Origin of the sequence: Pseudomonas sp. Root329 (assembly GCF_001424925.1) — a bacterium.
GTDB classification, from domain to species: Bacteria; Pseudomonadota; Gammaproteobacteria; order Pseudomonadales; family Pseudomonadaceae; genus Aquipseudomonas; species Aquipseudomonas arabinosi.
In genome coordinates this window covers 92901-102342 of sequence record NZ_LMCV01000011.1, presented here as the reverse complement: position 1 = coordinate 102342, position 9442 = coordinate 92901, and the positions used below count along the sequence as shown (strand labels likewise).

The 9442-nt window shown below is 59.4% G+C and carries 10 protein-coding genes; 7 read left to right on the top strand and 3 right to left on the bottom strand.

Translation table 11 applies throughout. The features are described from left to right. Nucleotides 1-127: 127 nt before the first annotated feature. A complete protein-coding gene (locus ASC74_RS11600; protein WP_177318169.1) occupies nt 128-988 on the bottom strand; it encodes a MurR/RpiR family transcriptional regulator in 861 nt (286 codons plus the stop codon). Between the two features lie 239 nt (nt 989-1227). On the opposite strand from ASC74_RS11600, the gene zwf reads away from it, so the two are divergent. The 4 genes from zwf to ASC74_RS11580 all read left to right on the top strand — a co-directional run bounded on the left by zwf (nt 1228) and on the right by ASC74_RS11580 (nt 4973). Next, nucleotides 1228-2697 carry a glucose-6-phosphate dehydrogenase gene (gene zwf, locus ASC74_RS11595; RefSeq protein WP_056741491.1) on the top strand — a complete coding sequence of 490 codons (1470 nt, stop codon included), beginning with the start codon at nt 1228-1230 and terminating at the stop codon, nt 2695-2697. Continuing rightward, nucleotides 2684-3397, top strand: coding sequence for a 6-phosphogluconolactonase (gene pgl / locus ASC74_RS11590; protein WP_056741490.1), 714 nt, complete (start codon nt 2684-2686; stop codon nt 3395-3397). Before zwf ends, pgl begins: the two co-directional genes overlap by 14 nt. A 17-nt stretch (nt 3398-3414) precedes the next feature. Then, the gene (locus ASC74_RS11585) at nt 3415-4080 is read left to right on the top strand and encodes a bifunctional 4-hydroxy-2-oxoglutarate aldolase/2-dehydro-3-deoxy-phosphogluconate aldolase (protein WP_008151112.1); all 666 of its coding nucleotides are present in this window, start codon (nt 3415-3417) and stop codon (nt 4078-4080) included. A 167-nt stretch (nt 4081-4247) separates the two neighbouring features. Then, entirely contained in the window at nt 4248-4973 is a 726-nt protein-coding gene (locus tag ASC74_RS11580) for an intradiol ring-cleavage dioxygenase (RefSeq protein ID WP_056741489.1), read from the top strand. Between the two features lie 2 nt (nt 4974-4975). Here ASC74_RS11580 and ASC74_RS11575 read toward each other — a convergent pair whose 3' ends face one another. Then, nucleotides 4976-6157, bottom strand: coding sequence for an aminotransferase class V-fold PLP-dependent enzyme (locus ASC74_RS11575; RefSeq protein WP_056741488.1), 1182 nt, complete (start codon nt 6155-6157; stop codon nt 4976-4978). A gap of 36 nt (nt 6158-6193) precedes the next feature. Beyond that, nucleotides 6194-6430, bottom strand: a complete 237-nt coding sequence (locus ASC74_RS11570; RefSeq protein ID WP_007949456.1) for a DUF3820 family protein — start codon at nt 6428-6430, stop codon at nt 6194-6196. Between the two features lie 203 nt (nt 6431-6633). Here ASC74_RS11570 and ASC74_RS11565 point away from each other — a divergent pair, with 203 nt between their 5' ends. The 3 genes from ASC74_RS11565 to ASC74_RS11555 all read left to right on the top strand — a co-directional run bounded on the left by ASC74_RS11565 (nt 6634) and on the right by ASC74_RS11555 (nt 9440). Continuing rightward, nucleotides 6634-7101: a ferritin-like domain-containing protein gene (locus ASC74_RS11565; RefSeq protein ID WP_056741487.1), complete on the top strand. Its 468-nt coding sequence runs from the start codon at nt 6634-6636 to the stop codon at nt 7099-7101. A 157-nt stretch (nt 7102-7258) separates the two neighbouring features. Beyond that, nucleotides 7259-9247, top strand: coding sequence for an FUSC family protein (locus tag ASC74_RS11560; protein ID WP_056741486.1), 1989 nt, complete (start codon nt 7259-7261; stop codon nt 9245-9247). Further along, nucleotides 9234-9440: a DUF1656 domain-containing protein gene (locus ASC74_RS11555; RefSeq protein ID WP_056741485.1), complete on the top strand. Its 207-nt coding sequence runs from the start codon at nt 9234-9236 to the stop codon at nt 9438-9440. Before ASC74_RS11560 ends, ASC74_RS11555 begins: the two co-directional genes overlap by 14 nt. The last annotated feature ends 2 nt before the right edge of the window (nt 9441-9442 follow it).

Here is a 9442-nt window from a genome sequence, read left to right as displayed (position 1 = left end):
CAGACGCCGGATAGATGAAAGCAAGCCAAACACGCATCAAAAACAGTATTGCAGAAAAGGGGGTAACCATAGATGTGGGAGCGGGCTTGCTCGCGAAGAGGTCAGTTCAGACGATGGAGATGTCGGCCTAGTTAAACTCATCCCCAATCGGATACCGACTGGCATTCAGACTTTCCTTGATCTTGCGCAAATGCGGCTGGAAATCCACGCCACGGCGCAAGGTCATGCCGGTGGCGAGCACGTCCAGCACGGTCAGTTGAATGATCCGCGACGTCATCGGCATATAGATGTCGGTGTCTTCCGGCAGCGGAATGTTCAGGCTCAACGTGCTGGCCTTGGCCAGTGGCGAACCCTCGGCCGTCAGGCCCAGTACCGAAGCGCCGTTTTCCCGGGCAATACGCGCCACTTCCACCAGTTCGCGGGTACGGCCGGTGTAGGAAATGATCACAAACAACTCGCCGGTGTGCGCCACCGACGCAATCATGCGCTGCATCAGCACGTCCGCATGGGCAGTGACCGCCAGGTTGAAGCGGAAGAACTTGTGCTGCGCATCCAGCGCCACCGGGGCCGAGGCGCCGAGGCCGAAGAAGTGGATCTGCCGGGCCTGGATCAACAGGTCGACGGCGCGGCTGATCAGGTTCGGGTCAAGCGCCTGTAAAGCACTGTCCAAAGAGGCGATGGCGCTGCCGAAAATCTTTTTGGTATAGGCTTCCGGATTGTCGTCGGCCTCGACCGCACGGCTGACATACGCCGCGCCGCTGGCCAGGCTCTGGGCCAATTGAAGCTTGAGTTCCGGGTAGCCGCTGACGCCGAACGAACGGCAGAAACGGTTGACCGTCGGCTCGCTGACCTTTGAGGCCTGGGCGAGGGCGGCGATGCTGAACCGGGTGGCCTGCTGTGGGTTGAGCAGGATCACCTCGGCGACTTTGCGTTCTGCCTTGTTCAGGTCTTCAAGGCGATTCTGGATCTGTTCCAGTAAATTTCGCACGCGGTCCATATATGTTCCTTAGCTCTGCAAACATGAGAGCAATGCAAATAAGGGCCCCGGCTATGCAAATTGGGACTTTGATCGGGCCCGTAACGGTGGCCTATCCTACTGATGGCTCCGACCGTCCACCACTCGGAATCTGTATTTTGCGAAAATGTTGTGGTTATTACTACATTTTCCCTTGAGTGATGCCTTGAAAAAAGGTATTTGTAGCTTAACTTGATAAAAGAACAAACATCATGCCTTCGATTACGGTTGAACCGTGCACCTTTGCCTTGTTCGGCGCCCTCGGCGATCTGGCCCTGCGCAAGCTGTTTCCTGCCCTTTATCAGCTCGATGGCGCAGGCCTCTTGCACGAGGACACGCGAATTATCGCGCTGGCCCGTGAGCCTGGCAGCGAGCAGCAGCATTTGGCGTTCATCGCCTCCGAGCTGCGCCGCTACGTCGTCGCCAAAGAACTGGACGAAGCCGTGGTCGAACGCTTCCTGGCCCGCCTGAGTTACCTACACGTCGATTTCCTCAAGGCTGACGATTACGTCGCCCTGGCCGAAATGGCCGGCGGCGCCCAGCGGGTGATTGCCTACTTCGCGACACCGGCCGCCGTTTACGGCGCGATCTGCGAGAACCTGTCGAAGGTCGGTCTGACCGAAAACACCCGCGTGGTGCTGGAAAAACCCATTGGTTCGGACCTGGAATCCTCGCGCAAGGTTAACGACGCCGTGGCGCAGTTCTTCCCGGAGAACCGCACCTACCGCATCGACCACTACCTGGGCAAAGAAACCGTCCAGAACCTGATCGCCCTGCGTTTCGCCAACAGCCTGTTCGAAACCCAGTGGAACCAGAATTATATCTCCCACGTGGAAATCACCGTGGCCGAGAAGGTCGGGATCGAAGGTCGCTGGGGTTACTTCGACAAGGCCGGCCAGCTGCGGGACATGATTCAGAATCACCTCCTGCAACTGCTCTGCCTGATCGCCATGGACCCGCCGGCCGACCTGTCCGCCGACAGCATCCGTGACGAGAAAGTCAAAGTGCTCAAGGCGCTGGCGCCGATCAGCCCGGAAGGCCTGACCACTCAGGTCGTGCGCGGTCAGTACATCGCCGGTTACAGCGAAGGCAAATCGGTTCCCGGTTACCTGGAAGAGCCGAATTCCAACACCCAGAGCGACACCGAAACCTTCGTTGCGCTGCGTGCCGATATCCGCAACTGGCGTTGGGCCGGCGTGCCGTTTTACCTGCGTACCGGCAAGCGCATGCCGCAGAAGCTGTCGCAGATCGTCATCCACTTCAAGGAACCGTCTCACTACATCTTCGCCCCCGAGCAGCGCCTGCAAATCAGCAACAAGCTGATTATCCGCCTGCAACCGGACGAAGGCATTTCCTTGCGCGTGATGACCAAAGAACAAGGCCTGGACAAGGGCATGCAGCTGCGCAGCGGTCCGTTGCAGCTGAACTTTTCCGACACTTATCGCAGCGCACGGATTCCCGATGCTTACGAGCGGTTGTTGCTGGAAGTGATGCGCGGCAATCAGAACCTGTTTGTCCGTAAAGATGAAATCGAAGCCGCGTGGAAGTGGTGTGACCAGTTGATCGCCGGGTGGAAAAAATCCGGTGATGCGCCCAAGCCGTACGCGGCTGGGTCCTGGGGGCCGATGAGCTCCATTGCATTGATCACGCGGGATGGGAGGTCGTGGTATGGCGATATCTGAATTGAAACTGCCTCAGGGCGTCAGCGCCCATGCGTTCAAAAGCCCGGTGCTGCTGGCCGAAGGCCTGGCGCTGAATGTGGCCAAGCAACTGAGTGACGCGATCGACGCGCGCGGCACCGCGACCTTGGTGGTTTCCGGTGGACGCAGCCCGGTGGCGTTTTTCCAGCACCTGGCCAAGCAGACGCTGGACTGGTCCAAGGTTGTCGTCACCCTGGCCGACGAGCGCTGGGTGCCGGTTGAACACGCCGACAGCAATGCCGGTCTGCTCAAGCGTTACCTGTTGCAAGGTCCGGCGACCAAGGCTCAGTTCCTGAGTCTGTACAGCGCCACGGCCAACCTTGAACTGGCGGCCGAACAGGCCGATCGCCTGCTCGCAGAATTGCCGCCGATCGACGTGCTGATACTGGGCATGGGCGACGACGGTCACACCGCCTCGCTGTTCCCCAACAGCCCGAACCTGAGCGATGCCTTGAAAGCCGACGGCACACGTCGTTGCTACCCGATGCTGGCGCCGACCGTGCCGCATCAGCGCCTGACCATGAGCCGCGCGCTGCTGGCCTCGGCCAAGACCACCGTTCTATCGATTTCCGGTCAGTCCAAGCTGACCACCTTGAGTGCCGCATTGGCCGGTGACGATGTCGCCGCCATGCCGATTCGCGCGTTTCTGCAACCTACGTTAGAGATTTACTGGTGCCCATGAACCAAGGATCAGCCGCTATGACAACCCCATCCCCGACCGTTTCCATGGCGGACAAAGTTGCCCTGATCGACAGCCTCTGCGCCAAGGCGCGGATCCTGCCGGTGATTACCATCGCTCGCGAACAGGACATCCTGCCGCTGGCCGACGCCCTCGCGGCCGGTGGCCTGACCGCCCTGGAAGTGACCTTGCGTTCACAGTTCGGCCTCAAGGCTATCCAGATTCTGCGTGAGCAACGCCCGGAACTGGTGACCGGTGCCGGCACTGTGCTGGATCGCAACATGCTGGCGGCTGCCGAAGCAGCCGGTTCGCAGTTCATCGTCACGCCGGGCATCACCCGTGACCTGCTCGAAGCCAGCGTCAACAGCCCGATTCCGCTGTTGCCAGGCATCAGCAACGCCTCCGGCATCATGGAAGGCTATGGCCTGGGTTATCGCCGCTTCAAGCTGTTCCCGGCGGAAGTCAGCGGCGGCGTTGCGGCCATCAAGGCCCTCGGCGGCCCGTTCGGCGAAGTGAAATTCTGCCCGACTGGCGGCGTCAGCCCGGCCAACATCAAAAGCTACATGGCGTTGAAAAACGTGATGTGCGTGGGCGGTAGCTGGATGCTTGATCCCGAGTGGATCAAGAACGGCGACTGGGCCCGCATTCAGGAATGCACTGCCGAGGCATTGGCGCTGCTGGACTGATCGGCTTTACCAAACACTTCGTTGTGTGTTCTACGGCTTTACGGTGCGCTTGGTCGGTGCACCGTTTTTTTTTGCCCGGTGAAAACCGTGCGGTGCGATACATAGTTACCGCATACCGACTTTCGGCCAATGCTAGCTTGCGTTCATCTTATGGAAGAGAGAACGTCATGGAAGACAACACTCCGGTTTCACCCGCACCAGCGGTTTACCTGCTTACACCCGAACAGATCGCCGGTCCTTATTTCCGAAATCCGAAATTGATCAGACGAAACATCAGCGAAGGCATGGATGGCATCCCCTTGGTGCTGAGGCTGACGATCGTCGATGCCATGACCGGTCAACCGGTGACTGACGCGTTAGTGGATATCTGGCATTGCAATGCACGCGGTGCGTATTCGGGCTGGAGCAAGCTCAATCCGGACAAGGAAATCGACGTCGATGAAATCGGTTCGATCCCGCGCACTGACGACGACACTTACCTGCGTGGCGGGCAATTTACGGACAAGCACGGCAGCGTGCGATTTACCACGATCTATCCAGGGTTCTATGCCGGCCGCGCACTGCACCTACACGTTGCCGTACGCATTACGGAAGGCAATAACTATCTGGAAGAACGGCATGTCGCCTGGGTCGGTCAGCTCTACTTTCCCGAGGTGGCTTCACGCTCGGTACTCAACGCCAGGGAGTACCGCGGTCGAGCCGTTTCGCCGCTGACCAACGATCAAGACTTTTTCTATGAAAGCATGGGCGGCGAAGCCTCGACCCTGAACGTTCACACCCTGGGTCGAGATTCGAAAGAAGACGGCTTTTTCGGGCACATGACCATCGCTATCGACACATTCGCGGTATCGACGCAGATCAAGCCCGAGGACTTCGACAAATACACGGTGTGACGTCAGCGCAGCTCGGTCAGCGCCCGGGCCAGCAAATCCATGTCTGCAGCCGTGGTGGTGAGCCCAGGCGTTATGCGAATGCACGGACCACTCGCGGCACCACTGCGCGCCACCGTAAACAGGTTGTAATCCTTGAGCAGCCGCTCGACCATCGCCTGTTGATCGGCATGCCGGGTAAAGCGCATCGAAGTGATGCCGCAATACAGTCGCGGGTCGTCCGGGGTCATGACGTCGATCCCCGGCAACTCGCGTACCGCGCTCACCCAGCGGTTGCGCAGGTAATTGAGCCGAGCGCCCTTGGCGGCGGAACCACCCATGGCCCGATGTTCCTCGAACACCAGCGGCAGGGTCAGCAGCGCCGGGATATTGGGCGTGCTGTACGGCGTGCGCGCGCGAATGTCGGTGACCGGGAAGTGCATCTCGCCCATGTCCGGGTCGATGTCGGCCAGGCGCTCGGGGGCGATGTACATGAAGCCTAGAGTCAGCGGTGCACCGATCCATTTGTGCAGGTTGTAGCCAGCAAAGGCGATGCCCAGTTTATCGAGATCGAACTCGAGCTGGCCGAGCGCATGGGCGCCGTCGAGGATCACGTCGATGCCATGTTCCCTTGCGGCTGCGGCAATGGCCTGCACCGGCATCACCAGCCCGGAGCGATGAGTGACGTGGGTCAGGGCCATCAGTTTGAGTCGCGGATAACGCTCGAAAGCTTCGTGATAAGTAGCCAGCAAGCTGTCGAAACTGGCGGGGTGCGGGTGTTCGATTTCGATCACTTCGACACCGCGGTGACGCGCCAGCCAGCGCATGGCGCCTTTGACAGTGTCGTATTCCAGATCACAGATCAGCACCTGATCGCCCGGCGTCAGACGGTTGTAGTTGCGGATCAGCGATTGCAGACCGTCCGAAGCGTTGCGGGTGAGGGCAACGGTGTCGGCGGGTACGCCCAGCAGCTCGGCGAGCTGTTTGCGAATCTCCAGGCTTTCGCCCTGTTCGAAGCGTTGTCGCACGTGCACCGAGTTGCTGCGATTGATCAGTTCGATGTTGCGCTGATACTCCTCGACCACCGTGCGCGACATGCGCCCGAAGTACCCGTTTTCGAGGTTGACCGGGCCGGGTTCAACCGCGTATCGGTCGGCAAAGGTTCGCCAGAAAGCTTCATCACGGGCGCGGCGGGTGTTATCGGGCATGGGCTACTCAATCAGGGGCCAGGTCTGGGTGTCGGGTCAGTGGCGAGGGGCGGGTTTGCCATGTTTGGCGCGTAGCGGCTCGAGCAGCTCCGACAGGCCGTTGTGATCGATTTCCTGCATCAAGGCCAGCAAGCCGCCGAGTTCGCCATGGGGGAAGCCTTCCCGAGCGAACCAGTTCAGGTATTGGCCGGGGAGGTCGGCAATGATTCGGCCCTTGTACTTGCCAAAGGGCATTTCACGGGTAATCAACAGTTCGAGCTTTTCAGGGTTCATCAATCAGTCGTCTTGATTCAAACAGTCTGGAAAATACAGGCATTCTGCATGCAGGCCAAATGACAGATCATGCAAAAAAAGCGGATACAGATTTCGCGTTAAACGATAAGTTATTGAAATATAAGTAGTAAGTAGTCAGTTAAAAGCTGGCATGCAGGGTGCAACACCTATTGCATCTTTCATCAACCCGCGAGGAATTGAAAATGACTGACATGAATAAAGAAGCCATCTCTGTGCTCAATGACCTGATTGAAACCAGTAAAGACGGTCAGGAAGGGTTCAAGACTTGCGCTGAAGACATCAAACACCCTGAACTGAAATCGCTGTTCATGCAACGCTCCGTCGACTGCGCCACTGCGGCTTCCGAACTGCAAGCGCAGGTGCGTTCGCTAGGCGGCGATCCGGAAACGTCCACCAGTGTCAGCGGTGACCTGCACCGTCGCTGGGTCGACGTGAAATCGATGTTCACCGGCAAGGATGAAGAAGCCGTGCTGAACGAAGCCGAGCGGGGTGAAGACCATGCTCTCAAGGCTTACAAAGAAGCCATCGAAAAAATCAGCAAACACAACCTGGTGGGCATTCGTGACCTGGTTGAACGTCAGTACCACGGCGTGCAACGCAATCACGATCAGGTAAAAGCCCTGCGTAACCAGGCTCGCGCACGCTCGTAAGCGTTCGTTGTCTGTCAAAAACGCCAGCCAGTCTGGCGTTTTTTTGTGTCCGGGAATTAGCACTGGACGGATGTTAGTTAGCTAGCTAATAATTTGTTTATCAAGTGACTGAACCGATCCCGACTATCGTTAAATCGCCTTTCCAAGAGTCCTTTACGTGCCTATCACCTTGCAGGCTTTATTTGCGCCTGACCGCCGCGCCTTACAGTTCGCGATCAAGACCTTGATCGGCGGCGGCCTGGCGCTGTGGCTGGCATTGCGCTGGGGCCTGGAGCAACCGGCCTGGGCGTTGATGACCGCGTTCATCGTCGCCCAGCCCTTGTCGGGGATGGTGGTGCAGAAGGGCTTGGCGCGGCTGTTGGGGACTTTGGTCGGGACGATCATGTCAGTGGTGTTCATGGGGTTGTTTGCCCAGACGCCTTGGCTGTTTTTGTTGGCCTTGGCATTGTGGCTGGGGTTGTGTACGGCGAGTTCGACCTTGCTGCGCAGCGCCTGGTCCTATTCGTTCGTGCTGGCCGGTTACACGGTGGCGATCATCGCGCTGCCGGCCATTACTCATCCGCTGACGGTGTTCGATCAAGCCGTGGCTCGCTGCACGGAAATCTGCCTGGGCATTCTTTGCGCCACCGCCGCCAGTGCGCTGCTCTGGCCGATGCGGGTCGAACGGCAATTGGCGGATCAGGCGCGGGCAGCGTGGCAAAGCGGTATGAACGCCGCGCGTGCGACCCTGGCCGGTGATGGTCAGGCGCGTAAAGGCTTGCTGGAAATCCTCGGGAGAATTGTCGCCGTCGATGCCCAGCGCGAGCATGCCTGGTTTGAAGGAGGCCTGGGACGGCAACGAGCGCGGGCGATCAGCGGCTTGAGCCAAAAGCTGTTGATGCTGCTGCGCATCGCCCGTTCGGTGCGCCGTCAGTGGAAGCAATTGGAACTCCAGGAAGCCGAGCAACTGTTGCCCTGGATGACCGAGGTTCAAGAGGCGCTCAACAGCCCGGATACCGCGACCCTGCAAGCGCTGCGTCCGCGGTTGCTCGACGCTTCCCACGACCCGCACATCAGCTCCGCACAGAGTTACTGCCTGGCTCGTTTCACTTTGTTGCTCGATACCGCCATGGCGGCCAGCGCCGCGTTGAACGCCGTTGAGGAGGGCAAGGAAGCGGTCGATCCACCGAGAACCCTGACACCACACCGCGACCTGTCATTGGCGCTGATTTTCGGTACCCGCAGTGCCCTGGCGTTTCTGGTGGTCTCGTGCTTCTGGTTGGCGACCGCCTGGCCCGCTGCCTCCGGCGCGCTGCTGTTGACGTGCGTGGTGTGTAGCCTGTTCGCCAGCCGCGAGAACGGTGCCCAGATAGGCATGAGTTTTATGCGCGGGATCTTCCTGGCAATTCCGGCCGCGTTTATCGTCGGGCAGATTCTGCTGCCGCAATGGAGTGGTTTTGCCTTGCTGTGCATGGGCATGGGCGTGCCGTTGTTCCTCGGCGCGCTGGGCATGGCCAAACCGCAGATCGGTGCGACGGCGACCTCATTTTGTCTGCACTTCATCGTGCTGGTCTCGCCGCTCAACGCGATGAAATTCGATGTCGCGACGTTCTTCAACAGCGCTCAATCCATTGTGGTCGGTGTCGGCGCTGCAGTGCTGGCGTTCCATTTGTTGATCCTGCGCGACCCGACGTGGCATGGCCGACGCTTATTGGCGGCGACACTCGACGATCTGGTGCGCCTGACCCGGCGCAATCTGCGCGGTGCCGAAAGCTGGTTTGGCGGACGCATGGCCGACCGCTTGCTACAACTGGCGCGGCACTATCCCGAATTGCCGGAACCGGCTCGCAGTCGCTGGGACGATGGCCTGCTCGGCCTGGACATCGGCGACGAATTGCTGCATTTGCGTTTGAGTCTGGCAGTGGCGCAGGCACCGGTCAGCGCGCCTCAACGGCGTTATCTCGAACAGCTGGAAAAAATCCTCGAGCAAGGCCCGACCGGCAATCGCGCCGAGGCGTTGGCGCAGCCGAGCGAAGAATTCTTGAAGACTTTGTATGCGTTGCCCCCCAGCGATGCGGTGAAACTGGCCCAAGGCGCGGTGCTGCAATTGCAAAGCAGCTGGCGCGCCTGGTGCCGTCAACAGGAGCAAAGCCATGGGCTTGCGTGAGTGGTCGGTGGGTGGCGTGCTGCTCAGTCCGTTTCTGATTTATGTGCTGCTGGCGCTGCTCGTGACCGGGGCCTTGCGCCTGCTCTTGCGCCTGACGCCAGTGGGCCGCTGGATCTGGCACGAAGCATTGTTTGATTGCGCCTTGTACGTCTGTGTATTGACCCTGATCACCGTCGTCCTCGGACCTTTATAAGG